At 51.9% G+C, this 16,765-nt stretch carries 15 protein-coding genes, 1 other RNA gene and 1 pseudogene; 3 read left to right on the forward strand and 14 right to left on the reverse strand.

Going from position 1 to position 16,765, the window contains the following annotated elements; translation table 11 throughout:
- The coding region (locus B5F07_RS22585) for a hypothetical protein (protein WP_087160210.1) at positions 1–698 on the forward strand (698 nt) is incomplete at its 5' end.
- Between the two features lie 101 nt (positions 699–799).
- Here B5F07_RS22585 and B5F07_RS05120 read toward each other — a convergent pair.
- The 9 genes from B5F07_RS05120 to B5F07_RS05160 form a co-directional block, all read right to left on the reverse strand.
- Entirely contained in the window at positions 800–1,300 is a 501-nt protein-coding gene (locus B5F07_RS05120; protein ID WP_087160211.1) for a tRNA (cytidine(34)-2'-O)-methyltransferase, read from the reverse strand.
- A complete protein-coding gene (locus tag B5F07_RS05125) occupies positions 1,293–2,504 on the reverse strand; it encodes an aminotransferase class I/II-fold pyridoxal phosphate-dependent enzyme (RefSeq protein ID WP_087160212.1) in 1,212 nt (403 codons plus the stop codon). Before B5F07_RS05125 ends, B5F07_RS05120 begins: the two co-directional genes overlap by 8 nt.
- Positions 2,504–3,007: an Lrp/AsnC family transcriptional regulator gene (locus B5F07_RS05130; protein WP_087160213.1), complete on the reverse strand. Its 504-nt coding sequence runs from the start codon at positions 3,005–3,007 to the stop codon at positions 2,504–2,506. Before B5F07_RS05130 ends, B5F07_RS05125 begins: the two co-directional genes overlap by 1 nt.
- A gap of 89 nt (positions 3,008–3,096) precedes the next feature.
- Positions 3,097–4,110 carry an AIR synthase-related protein gene (locus tag B5F07_RS05135; RefSeq protein ID WP_087160214.1) on the reverse strand — a complete coding sequence of 338 codons (1,014 nt, stop codon included), beginning with the start codon at positions 4,108–4,110 and terminating at the stop codon, positions 3,097–3,099.
- Positions 4,111–4,126: 16 nt separating this feature from the next.
- Positions 4,127–5,737, reverse strand: a complete 1,611-nt coding sequence (locus tag B5F07_RS05140) for a VanW family protein (RefSeq protein WP_087160215.1) — start codon at positions 5,735–5,737, stop codon at positions 4,127–4,129.
- A 128-nt stretch (positions 5,738–5,865) separates the two neighbouring features.
- Positions 5,866–7,086 (reverse strand): DUF4234 domain-containing protein, encoded by a 1,221-nt coding sequence (locus tag B5F07_RS05145; RefSeq protein ID WP_087160216.1) that lies wholly within the window; start codon positions 7,084–7,086, stop codon positions 5,866–5,868.
- On the reverse strand, positions 7,083–7,526 hold the full coding sequence (locus B5F07_RS05150; protein WP_087160217.1) for a DUF2752 domain-containing protein: 444 nt from the start codon (positions 7,524–7,526) through the stop codon (positions 7,083–7,085). The genes B5F07_RS05145 and B5F07_RS05150 overlap by 4 nt, the downstream gene beginning before the upstream one ends.
- The gene (locus tag B5F07_RS05155; protein ID WP_087160218.1) at positions 7,523–9,334 is read right to left on the reverse strand and encodes a B12-binding domain-containing radical SAM protein; all 1,812 of its coding nucleotides are present in this window, start codon (positions 9,332–9,334) and stop codon (positions 7,523–7,525) included. Before B5F07_RS05155 ends, B5F07_RS05150 begins: the two co-directional genes overlap by 4 nt.
- A complete protein-coding gene (locus B5F07_RS05160; RefSeq protein WP_242972437.1) occupies positions 9,331–10,392 on the reverse strand; it encodes an aromatic acid exporter family protein in 1,062 nt (353 codons plus the stop codon). Before B5F07_RS05160 ends, B5F07_RS05155 begins: the two co-directional genes overlap by 4 nt.
- Before the next feature lie 101 nt (positions 10,393–10,493).
- On the opposite strand from B5F07_RS05160, the gene ffs reads away from it, so the two are divergent.
- Positions 10,494–10,755: signal recognition particle sRNA large type (ffs, locus tag B5F07_RS05165), an RNA gene on the forward strand.
- Here the strand turns inward: ffs and tadA are convergent.
- Positions 10,756–11,268: pseudogene (gene tadA, locus B5F07_RS05170) on the reverse strand (tRNA adenosine(34) deaminase TadA); the annotation flags it as partial. It lies immediately after the preceding RNA gene.
- Positions 11,269–11,352: 84 nt separating this feature from the next.
- On the opposite strand from tadA, the gene B5F07_RS05175 reads away from it, so the two are divergent.
- Entirely contained in the window at positions 11,353–12,405 is a 1,053-nt protein-coding gene (locus B5F07_RS05175; RefSeq protein ID WP_087160219.1) for a DUF6128 domain-containing protein, read from the forward strand.
- Positions 12,406–12,417: 12 nt separating this feature from the next.
- Here the strand turns inward: B5F07_RS05175 and B5F07_RS05180 are convergent, their stop codons facing one another.
- From B5F07_RS05180 to B5F07_RS05195, 4 genes are all read right to left on the reverse strand, one after another.
- On the reverse strand, positions 12,418–13,839 hold the full coding sequence (locus tag B5F07_RS05180) for a deoxyguanosinetriphosphate triphosphohydrolase (RefSeq protein ID WP_087160220.1): 1,422 nt from the start codon (positions 13,837–13,839) through the stop codon (positions 12,418–12,420).
- A gap of 59 nt (positions 13,840–13,898) precedes the next feature.
- Positions 13,899–15,020 (reverse strand): hypothetical protein, encoded by a 1,122-nt coding sequence (locus tag B5F07_RS05185; RefSeq protein ID WP_087160221.1) that lies wholly within the window; start codon positions 15,018–15,020, stop codon positions 13,899–13,901.
- Between the two features lie 113 nt (positions 15,021–15,133).
- Positions 15,134–16,135, reverse strand: a complete 1,002-nt coding sequence (locus B5F07_RS05190) for a M15 family metallopeptidase (protein WP_242972438.1) — start codon at positions 16,133–16,135, stop codon at positions 15,134–15,136.
- Entirely contained in the window at positions 16,132–16,764 is a 633-nt protein-coding gene (locus B5F07_RS05195) for a 4'-phosphopantetheinyl transferase family protein (RefSeq protein ID WP_087160222.1), read from the reverse strand. The genes B5F07_RS05190 and B5F07_RS05195 overlap by 4 nt, the downstream gene beginning before the upstream one ends.
- Position 16,765: the final 1 nt, after the last annotated feature.

The raw sequence follows: 16,765 nt of genomic DNA on the forward strand, positions 1-16,765 counted from the left end.
TGTCCCTGTATGAGCATCAGTCCACATACAGCCCGAACCTTCCTCTGAGATTTCTTCTTTATCTCTCCGATCTGTATTCGGATATGACTAAGAACGATAATCTCTATGGAACGAAGAAAGTACTGATTCCACCGCCCCAGTTCATTATCTTCTATAACGGGACAGACGAACAGCCGGATCAGAGGATCTTACGGCTCTCCGATCTCTACACTGTAGAAGAAAAAGAACACAAGTTGGAACTTGAGGCTGTTATGCTTAATATAAACCTGGGGCATAATGAGGCGCTCATGCGGGCATGCAAAACGCTTCGGGAGTATGCCCAGTACACGGCACGGGTGCGTCAATACGCCGCCCGGATGCCGCTTGCAGACGCCGTGGAGCGGACGATCACCGAATGTATCCGGGAGGGGATCCTGAAGGAGTTTCTGGAAAAGAACCGCGCGGAGGCGAAGAAAATGAGTATTTATGAATATGATCAGGAAAAACATATGAGACAGGAACGGGAAGCCGCCTGGGAGGATGGAGTAACTGCAGGTGAGGAAAAGATACTCCAGTCTCAGATCCGTAAAAAACTTGCCAAGGGAAAAACACTCGCCCAGATTGCAGATGAGCTGGAGGAATCCGAAAGCGTAATTCAAAGCCAGATCGATAAGATGAATGCAGCAGCTGCATCCGGAGATGGGAAACAGCCAATATAAGCAAATAATATCGTATGATTAAAAAGGGGCCCGGTATATTCCAGAGAAAATACCGGGCCCCCTATATTTGCATGTCCTGCTTCCTGCCGCCTGATATTCTGTCAGTCTTCACTCCACCTCAGCCGGTGGAGTTCCCCTTCCGTCTGCATTCCGGCAAAGCCGTTCTGCCTGAGTGCCTCGTACAGCACAATCGCAACGGAATTTCCCAGATTCAGGGAACGGATTTCTTCCATCATGGGAATCCTGACACAGTTTTCTTCATTCTGCACGAGAATCTCTTCCGGGATTCCCGCGCTCTCTTTGCCGAACATAATGTAGCAGTCCGGCTCATAATTGATTTCCGTATAAATCTTCTTCGCCTTCGTGGTTGCCATATAGATTTTCGCCCCCGGATTTTTCTCCAGGAAATCCGCATAATCGATATATGTCGTCACGTCCAGGTCTTTCCAGTAGTCCATCCCGGCGCGCTTCAATGCTTTCTCACTCAGGCTAAAACCGAGCGGTTCGATCAGGTGAAGCCTGGTTCCGGAAGCCACACAGGTTCTACCTATATTTCCCGTATTCGCCGGAATCTCCGGCTCCAGAAGCACGATGTTAAGCATGGGATTCACCGCCGTCCGTAGCATCTGCCCCGCCGTTTTTCTCCTCGCGCAGGCGCTGAATGAACCGTTCTACACGTCCGAAGGCTTCCTTCAGATCCTCCAGAGAATATGCGTAGGATATACGGATAAAGCCTTCTCCGCAGTCTCCGAACGCCGTTCCCGGCACAACTGCCACTTTCTCCTCCTCCAGAAGCTTTGTTGCGAACTCCTCCGAGGTCATCCCGAATTCCTTTATGCTCGGGAATACGTAGAACGCACCGAAGGGTTCGAAACATTCCAGTCCGATCTTCTTGAATTCATGCATCAGGAAGCGTCTTCTCTGATCGTATGCCTTGCGCATCTTCTCCACTTCATCCTCGCAGTTGCGCAGTCCTTCCACCGCCGCATACTGGCTGTTTGTAGGGGCACACATGATGGCAAACTGGTGGAGCTTGGTCATCTGCTCAATGATGCAGTGGGGACCGCAGCAGTAACCCAGACGCCATCCTGTCATGGCAAATCCTTTGGAAAAGCCGTTGATGACAATCGTCCTCTCCCTCATGCCCGGCAGGCTGGCGATGGACACATGTTTTCCCTTATAGCTCAGTTCGGAGTAAATCTCATCGGATATGACATAGAGATCATGCTCCTTTACAAACTCTGCAACCGGCTCCAGATCTTCCTTCGTCATGATCGCTCCGGTAGGATTATTCGGGAACGGCATGATCAGCACTTTTGTCTTCGGAGTCGTATATTTTTCCAGATCTTCCACCGTCAGCTTAAACTCATTTCTGTCCTGCAGCGGCACAACCACCGGAACTCCGTCCGCCATCACCGTACATGGCAGGTAGGACACATAGCTTGGCTGGGGGATCAGCACTTCGTCCCCCGGATCCAGCATGCAGCGCAGGCCGATATCGATCGCCTCGCTTCCGCCTACCGTGACAAGCGTCTCTGTCTTCGGATTATAAGTTACATGAATGGTCCTCTCCAGGTATTTGCAGATCTCGTTTCTCAGTTCCTGAAGACCTGCATTTGATGTATAGTAAGTTCTTCCCCGTTCAAGAGAAAAGATGCCCTCCTCGCGGATCCTCCACGGAGTGTCAAAGTCCGGCTCACCCACACCCAGAGAGATGGCGTCATCCATCTCATTTACGATGTCGAAAAATTTGCGGATTCCGGAAGGCTGTATATCAATAATCTTCTGTGATAATGGATTTCTCATCACGGTGTCACCAGCATCCTTTCCAACCCCTTTTTCGGCACCATAATCGTACCGTGGTCTTTATATTTCTTCAGGATAAAATGGGTTGCCGTGCTGAGCACCTCATCAATCGGCGAGAGCTTCTCGGACACGAACCGGGACACTTCTTTGAGTGTTTTCCCCTCGATGGTGACAAGAAGGTCATAACTTCCGGAAATCAGGTACACCGAGTACACTTCCGGATAGTTGTAGATCCTTTCTGCGATCCGGTCAAATCCCTGGTCTCTCTGAGGCGTTACCCGCACCTCGATCAGGGCGGTTACCATCTCTACACCTGCCCGGTCCCAGTCAATCAGTGTGTGATAGCCGCAGATGATCTTTTCCTTCTCCATCTCTGCCATCTCATTTGCCACATCCGTCTCCTCCACACCGAGAAGGACCGCAAGCTCGTCCAGCGCAACACGGCTGTGCTTCTCTATATATTTCAAAATTTCGATTCTGAGCGCCTCTTTTTTCTCGTTCATACTCTCCAACCTCCTGCTTTGCTTCTATTTTCTGTTTTTCTTTTTTTCCGGATATTCCACGTCTGCACACTCGATCCGCATCTGTATATTCAGTGCTGCTGCGTGCGCTCCGCCCACCACCGCATGAATTCATCCGGTGCCGGTCTGTCCAGATATCTTATCTCGTCTCTGCCTGAGATCACCTTCGCCTTATCTGCAGTGGCAACCCCAAGCTTTCCGGCTCGTGCCCCCGCCTTCTCCAGGACTTCCGTAACGCGGTCTGCATCGTCCGCCGCGATGAGGTAACTTCCCGCAGATGTGAGCAGATAAGGGTTCAGCCGGTAGAATTCACAGAGTTCCACCGTCTCCTGCCGGATAGAGAACTCCGCCATATCCACCTTCATCCCGGTCCCGGAAGCTTCGGTCAGATCCCACAGAGCCGCCAGAATCCCGCCGCTTCCGATCTGCTGCACCGCAGATATCCCGCTGTCTCCGTTCTTCTGCGCCCCGAGTATCACATCCGGCAGCACAAGTTCCCGCCTGAGTTCTCTTATCTGATCCAGAAATGCCGGAACAAAACGTTCCTCCAGTTCCTCTTCCGATTCATCCAGTATCCGCAGCGTTCCCTCCAGGCCGGTATACCCGCAGAGGAGGATGGACTGGCCCGGCCGCATCATCCCGCATCGCAGGATCCCGCCGCTGCGCACAGTACCTGCTGCACTGACATTCACGGTCGGCATTCCCGCTGCCGGACTTACTTCCCCCTGAAAACATGCTGTCTGGAGTTTCATCTGGCGGCATGCCGACTCAATTCCTGCGGAAAGTTCTTCCACATCGCTCTCACTGCCTCCGGGCGGAAGTGTCATCCGCACAGACAGCGCCTCCGGCTCTGCACCTCTTGCCGCAAGATCTCCCGCTGCCCTGAGCACCGCATAATAACCGATCTCAGCCGAATTCCCGAAAGCGGATGCCTGGGTCCATAAAAAGTCCTTTTCCCCCGTCCCTTTCAGGGCGGCGCACCGCTCCTCCGGCGAGAGTCCGAAAAGGACTTCCTCCCGTTCTGTCTGAAATTGTTTTGCACCGGACCGCCGCCAGACGGTCCGGGAAAATTCACCTGTTCTCACTTTGTCTTCCTCTGGTCTAATTACCTGTCTCTTCTTCCTCTGTATTTTCTGTTCCGGAGCCGCCGGACTCCTCTGATGTCTCCCCGCCGGACTCCTCCGGTTCTGTCTCTGCTGCTTCCCGGGCCGCAAGAATCTCCTGAATGGCCGCCTTGATCTTTGTCTCATCCTGAGTGCTGACAGCTGTCCGCATTTTTTCCGTCTCCGCTTCATTGTCTGAGGCGCTTCCTACGGAAACCGTCTTTCCCGAAGCCCGGTACTGGCTGTAATTGATCGTATCCCGGCTGACTTCCTCTCCATTCTCATACACAATCTTCCACAGCTGCGCCACCAGACCGCTGCGTCCCGAACTGGATGTATACATGGTTCCGATACTGTCGTTGGTGGCAACATACCTGGTCTCATCCGACTCGATCTTCTCCACTGTCTCGCTGACAAATTCGATCGTGCGTCCCTCGGGACGGGTCTCTTTTCCATAAATATTAAATGTGATATTTCCGTCTGAGAGAACCGCCTCGATGTAGACCGGTTCCTCCTTGTTGTTCCTGAATTTCAGATCTTTCAGATCTGTCGCTATCGCGGCATCCATGGACGGCTCCACATAGGACACAAGCATGGAGTGCGCATACCGCTCGACAATCTCCACCTCAGCCCGGATCAGAGCATTATACAGTGTCGTTGACACCTGACAGATGCCTCCTCCCATGGAATCCACAACCTCGCCGTTTTCATAGGAGGGCGCCATTGCATAGCCGTTCTCTTCCGTATAGGGTGCCATCAAATCGTTGGCGGACACTTCCTGCCCCGGCTCAACGAGCGTCCCGCCGATGTGGTTTGCACCGGATTCCACATTTTTTGTTCTGCCTTCACTGCTGTCGCCGTAATATGTGCTGTATGTTCCGAGAACATCCGTGATCCCGCTCAATGTCTCAGCCGTAATATCCGCCGTCAGGTCCGTCAGTTTCACGGATACCTCGCCGCCTTTTTTGTCCCATTCGCCGCCTACCAGGCTGTTTAAGTTCGCTACCGTTCCTTCCACATCAACTGCCTCGCCCAGTTCGTCCTCCACAACTACAGTGGCGCCGTTTTCCTGAGTGAGCCGCGCATTTACAGGGCTTTTCAGCTGCCCCGCCAGGCGTTCCTGTGCAACCGTCTTTACCTGTTCCGCCGTCACCTCATACTCTACGGGGAAAGTCTTGTGATTCTCATTCTTCTCGGATTTCTTCAAAATCTTGTAGCAGTCCACCGGGTCGCCGGTCTTGCCGTAATCCACAGCATCACGGATAATCCGTTCGAGATTCTTCGCCTTCAGTCCGAGTTCTGTCAGCGTGGCCTGAGCCTGCCCGCCATTTTCCAGAGTCAGAGTCACCGTCTCAGCTCCATACTGCTGCATGGTCTGCTCTACCGCGGCCTCTGCCTCCGCTGCGGTCATGCCGGATACATCGGTCTCGCCCACACTCACGCCGCCTATGATAATCTCAGGATCGTAACGGTCTATCGTGCGGTGAAGCATGATCTGCACACCTGTAATCACTCCTATGGCGCACAGGAACACGACAGCCAGTACAATGACTGTCTTTCTGTCCGTCTGCTGACGTGTCCGCTTCTTCTGACTGTTCCTGTTCTCCATCCGCCGTCATCTCCTGCTGTCCATACTCGTCTGCCCCCTACATGAGGTAGGGAATCGTCATTGTCGCCACCATGGCAACGATAACAACAATGATTATAATAGATATGATACGTCTTACCCTTTTATCATTAAAATTCATCTTTCTTCTCCACTTTTCTGTATTTGAAAAGGAAATATAAAATCCACGGTACTGTCTGCACTGCCTCAAACACTGCCCCGCACAGCCCGGGGAACGAAAAATATCCCCATCTGAATATAGTCAGCAGAATTCCGGCCGCATGGAATATATTATAGACCGCCAGTACAAAAAATACAACCAGGGCTGCCGTAAGGATTACTTTTCTGTTTTCCTCCTCCGCAACGAATCCGAGAATAAGGAATATTGCCGCAACAGCCGCAGCCGCAATCACAACCCGGTGCTCCATCGCCCCGAAAAATCCCAGATAACGCCAGTACTCTCCGAAAAAGGAAAGGTGTCCGTATTCCAGCGCAGCCGGAATCCCGGTATAAACAAATGCAATCAGCAGATAATGTGCCGCCGCAAGAACAGGAATATATCGTTTATACTCCCGGTCCTTCTGCCATGCAAAAAACGCCATTCCCAGAAGAAGCATCATGGGGAGAAAATATGTCACAAATGTTGCAAATGCATTTCCCAGGGAAAATCCCCGGAAAAAGGGATGTGTAAAAAGGTTGTACAAAGTGGCAACCGCTGCCATCACCGCCACTGCCGCTGCAGCCGCAGCAGCCGGGAGTTCCGAGGAGAGAAGCTTCTTTCCCAGATCGGACTGTGCAAAGCCGGTCGCCGTCTTTCGGATCGTATCTGCAGTCTCTGAAAACGGATCTTCCGCTTTCTGCGAGCCTCCGTACCGGCCTTCATTTCCGCTTTGCGCGCCCCCGTACTGGCCTCCGTTTCCGCTTTGCGAGCCTCCGTACCGGCCTCCGTTTCCGCCGCCGGGATTATAGAAGCCACGGTTGTAGCCATCCGCCAGGATATTGCAGTTCTTGATAATGATGTGATAGGAAATCAGACTTCCCACAAAGCAGAATACAATTCCCACCAGATACCATATGAGGAAGTCGCCGCCTCCCTCCGTGATCGACACTCCATATCTGGGCGCTGCATTCCGCATGCGGTTCGCCTGTTTATAAAACCAGTAAAGCCCGTAAATACCACATGTTATAATAGACAGAAGCAGAACGACAATATAGTTTGGACTGTCCTCCCCGTCCCCCGCACACATCCGGTTTACATCTTCCGTAAAGGAATACCAGAAAAAAATGCTGTATATTCCGCATGTAATAATTGACAGTATCAGATATGCCCCAAAACTTCTTCTGCGAATCATAGTTCTCCTCCTCGTAAAGTCTCAAATAATCTGAACAGTAATCCGTTTTCCGGGTCTGCCGTGATCGGACCGTGCCCCAGAACCACCCGGTATATGTAACATATGGTCATACTGGCGACCAGAACTGCCGCGCAGATCATCTCTGTTCTTCTGCCCGGCCTTACCGGAATCTTTTCCCTGTGTATGGCGTAGAGAAACGCTGCTCCCGCCGGCAGAAACATGGGATTCCAGTAGAAAGCCTCTGCCACGCTGCCGCCAAGCAGCGCCAGACAGGCTCTTGTGATTCCACAGCCCGGGCAGGGAATTCCGAAAAGAAAATAAAAAGGACATCTCCATACCCAGATCAGAACGACTGCAATCAGGATGTGTATAACCAGAATCCGGAGCGCCCTCTTCACTTTTATTCCACTTATCTTCCCTTTTTCCAAAAGCTGCTTCATGGGACCTGTTCCTCCTGCCGTTCCAGGCTGTCCGTCACATCGTAAACCGCTGCGTCATTGGTCAGAGGGTCCCGGTTTCTGTAGTCGAACAGATACATCCTTCCCCCGATCCGCTCCAGATGGGTCATCTTACGGATCTGATGCCGGTCGAACTGTTCGTACCCCTTCAGGAAACGGAACGTTTCCGCCTCCTGTCTGTAAAAGTCCGCCGCCTCCTCTTTCTCCACTTTCGCTTCTCCCAGAAATTCCGGACGGTTTCTCACATTATCCCTCAAATACAGGTCGAATGTCAACCATCCAAGAAATTCTTCTGTATTATTTTCTTCTGATTTCAGTTCCTTAAAAAATCCCTGAAGGATCTCATACCGTGCAGCCCTGGAATGGCTGAGCCCGAAAAGACCGTTCCTCTCATAGTATTCAGCGAGGGTGCCATACATGCGGAAGGCAGAGGCAAAATATTTTTCCAGGTATTCCACCGTATGGGAAAACTGCCCACTGTTGTAATACACCTCCACCATCTCCTCGATCTTTTTGAGGCGGATCACATCGCTGTAAGTGATCCATCTTGTAGAGAGCACTTCATAAGGCGGGCGGCTCTGGTACAGAAGTCCGTACTCCTGCGCCCTGTCATGCATAAGAGAGCCTTTCAGAACTTTCAGGAATCCGAGCTGAAGCTGTTGGGGTCTCATGGCATACACTTCATTAAAAGAACGTTCAAAACTGTCCATGTCTTCAAATGGAAGCCCGGCGATCAGGTCAAGATGCTGATGGACATTATGGTGTTCCCGGATCAGAGCCACCTTTCGCCGTACTTCCTCCAGCTTCATTGTCCGCCGGATCTCCCGGATCGTCCGCTCATTGACCGACTGCACACCAATCTCAAGCTGAATCAGGCCGGGGCGCATGGTACGGATCAGCGCCATTTCTTCCTCATTCAGGAGATCCGCCGCTACCTCGAAATGAAAGTTGGTAATCCCTCTGTCGTGATCTCTGATATACGTCCATATCTCCATGGCATGATCGTGCCGGCAGTTGAACGTCCGGTCCACAAACTTCACCTGGGGCACCTCATGGTCGATAAAAAACTGCAGTTCCCGCTTCACCATCCTGGTATCTCGGAAACGCAGGCATTTGTCCACCGAGGAAAGGCAGTAGCTGCACGAGAAGGGGCAGCCCCGGCTGGACTCATAATAAATAATGCGGCTGCGGAATGTCTCTTCTCTCTCCCGGCTGTAAACAAACGGGACGGTACTCAGATCGATGACCGGGCGGAGCGGATTTTCACAGATCTGTCCGTCTTCCCTGCGGTATACAATTCCCCGGATCTTATCCGGCTCTGTCCTATCTGCTTCTGCTACTGTCTCCCGGTTTTCACTATAGTATTCCGCCAGTTCATAGAAAGTCTCTTCCCCTTCCCCGCACATGATCCCGCGCACCTGGGGATACCGTTCGAGCATATCCGGCGCGTCAAAGGACACTTCCGGACCGCCCAGCCAGATCTCTGTCCCTGGAAGGATCTTGGGAAGTTCCGGCAGGAGCTGTTCCACATAGGCAATATTCCAGAGATAGCAGGAAAAGCAGAGGACATCCGGCTTCTCCTCGTAGATATCCATAAGAATACTGTCCAATGTCTGATTGATGGTGTATTCCCGGATTGCAATTTCAAGCGGTACAGTTCCCGGATGCCCGTCTGACTGCTCCTGCGTCCCTTTTTGTTCCATGCGGTTCTGCGCATAGGCCCGCAGGCTGTACACTGCAAGATTCGAGTGGATATATTTTGCATTTATTGCTGCAAGTATGATCTTCATCTTTCTTTTTCCCTTCCGTTGTCTTTTCCGGCTTCCTTTCTGTTCCAGTACAGATATCTCTGTGTCTCATTAAGACCGATGACAAACCGTTTCTTAACGATCAGGAATTCCTCCAGATCCATAAGAATGTGATAGAGGACCGCACGATTCTCGAACTCATCTCTGGTAACGGGAAGCGGCTCCTCTCTCATTTCCCGGAAAATCTGCTCCAGACGGCCGATCTGTTCTTCCGGGGAATTTCTCTCTACCACATAGTCCGTCAGATACAGGATAAATTCCGCCACAATCTTCGCCTGTGCCGGGATCTTCCGGATCTTCTTCACCTCATAGTGAAGATTGTGCAGAATATTGAGCTGCTTCATCCGCATCTCGAAATAATCAATATAATATCCCGGATGGGAATGGAACGTGTTGTCCTGGTACTCGCAGGCATCCCGGATATAGTCCTGAAGCGCCGCCTCCAGATCACGGATATCCGCCCACACATCCCGCTGCATCTCTTTGTCTGACAGGTATGCCGCCAGCTCCCCAAGAATCATCTGGAGCTGATCCTCTGTCCTGCGCATGCTCCGGACCAGATCATTTCTCAGGCTCCGGTAATCATAGAAAAGATTCAGAATCAGGGCGGCCGTGATTCCGATCAGAACGAGGAGAAATTCATTCCACACAAATGCCGCTCCGAAATCCCGGTGAATCAGAAAATGTGTTCCGATTACCGCATTGACCGAGACGGTCGCCTTCCACCCGAAAGCATAGCTGACGGCAATCAGCAGAAAGATATAGATTCCATAGGAAATCCACTGGCTGTCCAGCAGATGAAAGGTCACGCCCGCAAGTACTGCCGCGATGACATAGGTAATAATCCGGTACAGAGAGAGCCTCACGGTTTCCCATTTTGTGGTCACCAGAGTGAGCATGGCGATGGTTCCCGCCGAAGCTGCATTCTGCAGGCCGAGAAACTGCGCCACGTAGATAGCAGCACTGCTTCCCACAGCGATCTTAAGCGCCATCAGCAGCACCTTTTTCCATTCTTTTTTCGTTGTAATTTCCCGTTTCAATATTTCCAACTCCGTTCCTCTGTTTTTACTATTGTAAAAGATTCTATTTAAAAACGCTCTCCGCCATTGACATTTTCTCCAAAACCATGTAAAATTAAGACTCGTGCAGCCGGGGTGTTAGCGGTACCTTGTACCTGCAATCCGCTATAGCAGGGGTGATATTGCGCAGAGGGCGGCAGCTGGCAGAGCTGCCCCCGGTAAGTGATGTTGATGTCCGGGTCTCACGCGACGGGAATCTGTGAACCGTGTCAGGTCGGGAACGGAGCAGCACTAAGCAGAACCTTCCGGGTGCCGTGAGGGTGCCTGGGCTGAGTTAACTGCCGGGGTAACGTCTGTTGGCCATGTTCGAAGCGCAATGCACGTTTTTTTTGTCTTTTTCCGTTCTCTTAATTCCCGGAAAAACTGTTTCATCATCTGACTGCATTCTTCTTCAAGCACTCCCCTTTTTACATCTGCCTGATGATTGAACCGTTCCATCTGCAGAAGGTTCACAATCGACCCCGCACAGCCTGCCTTTGGATTCATACATCCGATCACAACCCGGGGAATCCTCGCCTGGACAATCGCCCCTGCGCACATCTGGCATGGTTCCAGTGTCACATAGAGGGTACACTCCTCGATCCGCCAGTCTCCCAGTTTCTTTGCCGCCTTTTTTATGGCAGAGATTTCCGCATGGGCAAGAGGACTTTTGTCGGTGTTGCGCCGGTTATACCCTCTGCCGATGATCTTCCCCTCATGGACGATCACACAGCCGATCGGCGTTTCGCCCAGGGCATATGCTTTCTTTGCCTGACGCACAGCTTCCTTCATGTATCTGATATCATCAGCATCCTCCCTGCTTTTTTCCTGTCCGTTATTTTCCTGTCTGCTCTCCATCTGCACAATCCTTTCTCTCTCCGGTTCTTTTTCCCCTCTGTCCCGAATAGACTAGACTGAAAAAGACAAGACCGGAGGTAAATTATGAATCCAGGTATTTGTTATTTATATGAATATGAAAAAAGTAACCGCAAGCGAAACATCGGTTTCGTAAAAGTCGCACGCCACTATCAGTCCTGCATCCTGCAGATCCACGCCAGGGGGATTCCTCTCGGAAACGGAACCTTGCTGGAACTCTATGCTTTTTACCGGGATGGTGATTACTTAAACGCCACACAGATCGCAGTCCTGACCTGCTTTAACCGCATGGTGTCTGTCCGTCTTCCTATAGCGGAATCTCATTTCCCGGAAGGGCGCAGCCTGCAGCAGATCGACGGCTTTCTCATAAAGCTGCCGGGGCAGAACAATCCCATCTTCTGGATGGCATCCCCCGCCTTCTTCCCTGTGGATCCGGAAAAGCTGCGCACTCCGGAGGACCGGTCCGAATCACCGGAAGAATCACCTGAGCCGGAAAGCGAATCCCTGCAGAGGGAACCTGCCGAATCTGAAACCGAACTTTCCCCGGATGAACCCGCTGATTCCGAAAACGCATTTCCTCCGGATGAACCCGCTGATTCCGAAAACGAACTTACCCCGGATGAACCCGCTGATTCCGAGAACGAACTTTCCCCGGATGAACCTGCTGATTCCGAAAACGAATTCCCTCCGGATGAATCCGCCGGGACAGAGAATGAAGCTCCGCAGATAACCATATCCGGCAGCGCTGCCTCTTCCGCTCCGCAGAACAGCAGTCAGACGGAAGAGCAGAACACAAATGTCAGCCGGGCTTCCGCCAGAAAGATTCAGCGCTCGGATCTCTCACTGCTTCCCCGCCGTTTCTGGTTTCTGGCCAACAACAGCTTCCTTCTTCACGGATATCATAATTATAACCACCTCCTTCTCGTGGAAGAAGATGGTCATATGTGGCTTGGAGTTCCCGGTGTCTACGATCCCCGTGAGGCACGGGCGGCAGATCTGTTCGGTTTTCCGCAGTTTACCCGCACTTATGCACCCCTGATCGAACTGACTGAAGATGAGTGCAGCGGCAGTGATGATTTCGGTCACTGGTGCCGGTACATCGACTGCAGCCGCCCCTGACGCTCCGTCAGTCTAAATGATACCGTTCATTTCCTGATACAAACGCTTGGCATAGCTGTCTGTCATGCCGCACACATAATCTGTTACCAGGAGAAGGCGGAGGTAGAGTTTCTCTTCTTCCGTCTTTCCTTCTGCCTGGATCCTGTATGCATTTTTATAATTGTCTGAAATAAAAGAAACCACGCGCTCATCGATGGAATCCATTTTCACATCCGTGTCATAATAAAGTACGGCGCGGACAAGCCGGTCCATCAGGTAATCCAGAATCGCCGCCTCCGAGACCTCCATCTTGTAAATCGTCCTGGAGGAAAAGACATAGCGGTAAGCCATATCCCCCAGAAGGTCCATAAGCTTCTCTCCGTATGTCCCGCTGAACAGATCCTTCCGGTATGTTCCTGCCATGATCTCATCATAATTTGACGTAAATCCGAATGTGGCACAGCTGATCAGAAAGCCCTGCGCGCTTACAATCCAGTTTTTCACAGCGTACGACTCGGGGCTTGTGACATGTTTTTCCTGACCGCGTACATAGAGCCGGTGCAGTTTTTCCAGAGGATTAAAAGGCGATTCCGGACAGCTCTCCTCCAGGGGCGCCAGCTCCCTCTCCAGCGTATAATAAGTGATGAATCCTTTTACAAATGCATCCTCGATATCCGCCGTCTTATACGCCAGATCATCTGCCGCCTCGAGAAGAAATGTCAACGGATGCCGGCGGTTTCCTGTCCCGGTAGCTTCTGTTACTTTCCGGAATATGTCCTGATCTGCATGGTAATACCCCATCTTTTTACATTTAATATCACCGCATTCGCTATCTATTTCCACAGAGGACACGGGATATTTGATAATAGTATTCAGAAGGGCATAGGTCAGGTTCATCCCGTACTCGTCCACCAGATAGTGGAGACGTGTCACCAGCCTTAATGCCTGGGCATTTCCTTCAAAATGATAGAAATCATTTTTCATCTGATCTGTAAAAAGATCCTCTGCCTTCCGGTCCCGGAACATGAGATTCGGAAGATTCCTCTCAAACCACTCACGGATCGCCGTCTCGCCGAAATGTCCGAAAGGAGGGTTGCCGATGTCATGGATCAGCCCTGCGCACTCCAGAATATGGGAGATATCCTCCTTCATCTGCGGCGTAAACCCGGAATTTTTCCGGTACTGCAGAATATTCTCGCCCACGTTCTGCCCCAGCGACTTTCCCAGAGAAGAGACCTCAAGAGAATGTGTCAGCCGGGTTCTGATAAAATCGCTCTTGTCAAGCGGAAAGACCTGTGTCTTGTCCTGAAGCCTGCGGAAGGAAGCGCTGCCGATAATCCGATGGTAATCCTTCTCAAATTCGCTTCGCAGGTCTGTTGATTTCTTCTTCTCCGCGCCCTGTTTCCCGGGATACACCCGCTCACGTTCCGCAGACAGCAGTGTTTTCCATTCCATAATATTTCCTCCTGACAGGCGCTCCCGCCGTTTTCTCTGTCTCCTGTGTTTCTCCGGTCTCAGTCAAGATAAATGGGCGGCTCATATGCTTTCCCGAGCAGTGCTTTCTTCCTCTCCTGATAGCCGAGGAAAGCCCACTCTGTCATATCTGTCCATTTGTGGATACTGCGGTCATATACCTGAACATATCCGATCCTTGAGGGGTGCATGCGCACGCTGTTGGACTGGTATTCCCTGCCTGTATATGGGTTGATCTCACCCACCTGTGTATCTTCTTCCGCATCATTATGGGAGATCACCGGCTCGAAAGCACGGCTCTCCTCCTGTCTCTCGGAGTAGCTTTCTGCTTCCTGATGCTCTCTGCCCCGTCCAAAGCTTTCTTCCGAATCTTCCACTGTACTCTCCGGTTCCGGCTCACGGACAGGCGGATGGGTGTTCTCCTCCCTGGTGCGATCTGCCGTATGCCTGCGCCGGAAGAAACTGAAACGTTCCTTCTTCGGTTTCTCCAGTTCTTCCTTGATTGCCTCTACCGGCTCTCCGGCCTTTGCATTCTCCTCCAGCTCGGAGAGTTCCTCGTGGATCTCGTACAGCTCGCCAATGGTCATATCTCTTTCACCGGAACCGAGTTCCTCTTCCTGTACGGATGTTGCCTCTTCTGTCTGGAAGGCTGCCGGCTCCTCATAGGAAAATGCAGCCGTTTCCTGGGTAACAGACTCCGGCTCTTCTACTCCGGAAAGTGCTGCCTCGCCGGATGTCTCTGCAGCCGGTGCTGCACTTTCATATTCTTCCGCTGCGGGGATCTCATTCTCATACTCCTCTGCGGCAGCCGTCTGATTCTCATACTCTTCTGCAGCAGCCGTCTGATTCTCATACTCTTCCGCAGCGGCTGCCTCATTTTCATGCTCCGCTGCATGCGCGGTTTTCACAAAGCGCGCTGCCGCTCTCTCCTGGGGCTGAACTTCCCCGGAAAGAATATTCAGCTGAAACGGGCACTCAAGTATTTCTGCAATCAGACGCATATCCTGTTCCTGAAAATTATCTCTCCCCAGCCGCTGGGTAAGATTCTGCCTGGACATCTTTTTCCCCGTCCGCTCTTCAATCAGTTCCGCGAGACGCTTGATCGTCATTCCCCTTCTTCCAAGAACGATCTTGACCTGTTCGCCAAAAGTTAAATCTTCCATGTTCTTCCTCCTTATGTATCTATATATACTCCTCAGATGTGCTATAGAAACGCAGGTGTTGACCTGTCGTTTTTTCTGTTTTCCATTCTATCAAAACAGGCTTTTTTCGTCAATCACTCTCCGAGATACTCTTCCAGGGTAATTCCCTGCTCTGTGATCTCCTTTGCCGCCTCTTTTCCCACATAGCGGTAATGCCATGGTTCAAAGATAATCCCCGTCACATCAGACGTACCGTTCGGATAGCGGAGAATAAATCCGTACTCCCAGCAGTGAGCCATGAGCCACTGCTGCTCCGGTGTGTCTGCCTGCCGCTCATCCAGCTCGGAATATCCGCTGGCGATGATATCCACTGCCAGGCCGGTGGCATGCTCACTCGTCCCCGGAACAGCGATGGACTGCTTCGTATCCTCATAGGCTTCCAGAGGTGTCATCCCGCTGTTGATTCTGTTCTGCATTCCCGCGTTGAACACCTCTCTCTGGCGCTCATAGGAGCGGTAAGCCGAAGTGACGTACATGTTGAGTCCCTGTGCCGCCCCGTCTGACATCATCTGCTGCAGATCCGCCGCAATCCGGGAGTCCACGCTTCTCTCCGCGTCGATCTGGGTAAGCTGCGCAGGCTCATACGTGGTCTCAAGCGGGTGTTCCTCATTGACGAGGACAAGCATCCACTCATCGGAGTCCCCTGCCAGAATCTCAGCATTGTTGTGGGCAAGTTCATTGTCATCCGCCTCAAGCCGGAGCTTTTCATTCTCGCTCCGGAGCGTCTGGTTACTTTCCGTAAGTGCGGCGATATCTCCCTCAAGCTGCGCCGCTTTCGCCTCATATTCCTCCTGCATCTGTTCCTCTCTGTATCCGGAAAACGTCCCCACGGCAGCCGCACCGACCACCAGTCCGGCAGCAATCCCCAGGGCAAGCATCCGTTTCTCTTTCGGGATACCGGCAGCAGCTCCTGCAGCCTTACGAAACGCTCTCAGCATCCTGTATTTCATATGCACTGCCGCGGACTTCACATGCCCCGCAGCGCTTCTCATGCGCCCGGCACCTGCCCGGGCATATTGTCCAATCGCACCTGCAGCAGGTTTCGTCCGCTTTGACAGTTCTTCCGTAATCTTCATAATCTCAGCTCCATATGTATTTCTGTATCAATTTCTTCATCTGTGGAACACACCGCCATTTTATAAGGCAGTCCTTCCTTTTCATATTCCCGGTAATAATACTTCTCCGGAAATTCTCCCGGCTGCCGCACCAGTACCGGCGGCTCGCCCAGGCGGATGCAGAAGGAATTCATGGGAAGCGCCATTCCCTTCCCGGTCGCTTTCATAAAGCTCTCCTTAAGCACCCAGTACCGGAAGAAACAGTCGTCTCTCTCCTCCTGTGTTCTCCCGGAAAAGATCACACTGCACTCTTCCGCACAAAAAAAGCGCTCTGCCACTCCCTTTCGCATCTGCGCAGTCTTTTCCATATCGCATCCCACCCGGACATCATGCGCTCCCGCATCCATACTGGCTGCGCACATCACCCATGTTCCGGAGTGGGACAGGTTAAACGCAGAAAATTCAGGCAGATTATACTCTGCCCGAATCTTCCCCCATAAGCTCCACACCCCCACACTCTGCGCCTTCATTTTCATGCTGCGCAGGGCGTCTGCTTTCTTTTTCCGAAAGTCCGGAAGCTCCTCATAATATCTTCTATAACATTCTTCATCATACAGCGGAGTCACGTCCGCAATCCAGGACCGTACCATC

The organism is Lachnoclostridium sp. An169 (genome assembly GCF_002160525.1).
GTDB lineage: Bacteria > Bacillota > Clostridia > Lachnospirales > Lachnospiraceae > Mediterraneibacter > Mediterraneibacter cottocaccae.

Bases quoted from the DNA above. Each gene is read 5' to 3' on its own strand.
- B5F07_RS05190 (WP_242972438.1), bottom strand. From the start codon at position 16,135: ATGAAGATTACGGAAGAACTGTCAAAGCGGACGAAACCTGCTGCAGGT.
- B5F07_RS05145 (WP_087160216.1), bottom strand. From the start codon at position 7,086: ATGATTCGCAGAAGAAGTTTTGGGGCATATCTGATACTGTCAATTATT.
- B5F07_RS05185 (WP_087160221.1), bottom strand. From the start codon at position 15,020: ATGGAAGATTTAACTTTTGGCGAACAGGTCAAGATCGTTCTTGGAAGA.
- B5F07_RS05195 (WP_087160222.1), bottom strand. From the start codon at position 16,764: ATGGTACGGTCCTGGATTGCGGACGTGACTCCGCTGTATGATGAAGAA.
- B5F07_RS05125 (WP_087160212.1), bottom strand. From the start codon at position 2,504: ATGAGAAATCCATTATCACAGAAGATTATTGATATACAGCCTTCCGGA.
- B5F07_RS05120 (WP_087160211.1), bottom strand. From the start codon at position 1,300: ATGCTTAACATCGTGCTTCTGGAGCCGGAGATTCCGGCGAATACGGGA.
- B5F07_RS05140 (WP_087160215.1), bottom strand. From the start codon at position 5,737: ATGGAGAACAGGAACAGTCAGAAGAAGCGGACACGTCAGCAGACGGAC.
- B5F07_RS05150 (WP_087160217.1), bottom strand. From the start codon at position 7,526: ATGAAGCAGCTTTTGGAAAAAGGGAAGATAAGTGGAATAAAAGTGAAG.
- B5F07_RS05175 (WP_087160219.1), top strand. From the start codon at position 11,353: ATGAATCCAGGTATTTGTTATTTATATGAATATGAAAAAAGTAACCGC.
- B5F07_RS05155 (WP_087160218.1), bottom strand. From the start codon at position 9,334: ATGAAGATCATACTTGCAGCAATAAATGCAAAATATATCCACTCGAAT.
- B5F07_RS05180 (WP_087160220.1), bottom strand. From the start codon at position 13,839: ATGGAATGGAAAACACTGCTGTCTGCGGAACGTGAGCGGGTGTATCCC.
- B5F07_RS05130 (WP_087160213.1), bottom strand. From the start codon at position 3,007: ATGAACGAGAAAAAAGAGGCGCTCAGAATCGAAATTTTGAAATATATA.